Source organism: Mariniflexile aquimaris, from assembly GCF_042676825.1.
Lineage (GTDB): Bacteria > Bacteroidota > Bacteroidia > Flavobacteriales > Flavobacteriaceae > Mariniflexile > Mariniflexile aquimaris.
Genome location: NZ_JBHTIB010000058.1, coordinates 1 through 1,375, shown reverse-complemented (window position 1 = coordinate 1,375; position 1,375 = coordinate 1). Strand labels below are relative to the sequence as shown.

Sequence of the window (1,375 nt, the reverse complement as noted above, 5' to 3'; positions counted from 1 at the left end):
TGTGACGTCCTGAAATAGTGATACAGAATTAATAATTTAAAGGTAGTGATTTTATGTCACTGCCTTTTTTAGTTTTATATTTTTTTCTTTTGATACTATTTTGTTTGTGCATTTGATTGGGAGTCAACATGTAATTGGATAAATGAGGTCTAAAATTATTGTAAATATCTATGGTATTTTGAACCAATTTTGTTTTAATTTCAAGGTTTGTATCGTACTTATCAATATCAAATTCCTGTTTTAAGATTCCATTTATTCTTTCAGCAATCGCATTTTCATAAGGATCATATTGTTCCGTCATGCTTGGCAGGATACCGTTTTTCTCTAATACTCCTTGATATTCATTGGAACAATATTGCAAACCTCTATCGGAATGATGAATAATGGGCTGTTTCCCGTATTCTCTTTTTTTCAGTGCCATTTCTAGGGCAGATAAAGAACCACTTACATTTAAGCTGTCGCTCACATGATAGCCTACAATTTTCTTGGAATAAGCATCCGTTATCAAAGCCAGATAGCTTGGGTTCTTTCTGTTCCCAATGTAAGTGATATCACTTACCCAAACCTGTTCGGGCCTTATAAATTCCAAATCTTTGATCTGGTTTTTATGTTTCCTAAACCTATGGTGGGAGTTTGTGGTAATGTGGTATTTCCTTTTTGGTTTTATCAATAACTGGTTCGCTTTTAGTATTTTAAACAGCTTGTCTCTGCCAACATTTAATTCTTTTAACTCATGTTCCAACAAATAATAGAGTTTTCTTGTACCTATTCTAGGCATTGTAAGCCGTTTGGTCTTTACTAAATTTATTACTTTAGAACTTAATTTAAGCTTCTCTTTTCTAGATTTAATATCTCGATAATAAACCTGTCTGTCAACCCCAAGTAAACCACAAGTAGCTTTTATGCTGAGCTTGTGCTCTGTTGAGAAGTATTGTATTACTTGGGGCCTTGCTTTTTTCTAATAGGGATATTAAATTCTTTTTCAGCATAATCGATCATCATATCAAACAGGATTGCTTTTTTGTCAGCCCGATCAGCTAAATATTCTGCTCTGTTTTTCTGTTTTTCAAGTAGCTTGACTTGCTGTTCTAGTTCTAGGATACGTTGTTCCGGAGTTTTGGGCATGCTTTGTTGGATTGTATATTGATAATCAAAGTTACCATATTTTTTCAACCAAGTCCTAACCGTCGAGGCTGCTTGGATGCCATACTTGTCCAATGCAGCTGTGGCAGTCAATATCCCTTGCTCTATTTCTTGGACAACTTGTAGTTTTAGACTTAAACTGTAGTCCTTTTGCGTGCGCTTTTTGTAATTTGATTCTTGTGGTTCCATGAATGATTAAGTGTTAAGTGTAACACTATTCTAGGACGGGACA

2 protein-coding genes are annotated in these 1,375 nt (G+C 34.5%); both read right to left on the bottom strand.

Annotated elements, in window-relative coordinates:
• Nucleotides 1-28 precede the first annotated feature (28 nt).
• On the bottom strand, nucleotides 29-937 hold the full coding sequence (locus ACFQ0I_RS17405) for an IS3 family transposase (RefSeq protein ID WP_379944266.1): 909 nt from the start codon (nucleotides 935-937) through the stop codon (nucleotides 29-31).
• Nucleotides 937-1,332 (bottom strand): transposase, encoded by a 396-nt coding sequence (locus ACFQ0I_RS17400; protein ID WP_379944265.1) that lies wholly within the window; start codon nucleotides 1,330-1,332, stop codon nucleotides 937-939. Before ACFQ0I_RS17400 ends, ACFQ0I_RS17405 begins: the two co-directional genes overlap by 1 nt.
• Nucleotides 1,333-1,375 lie beyond the last annotated feature (43 nt).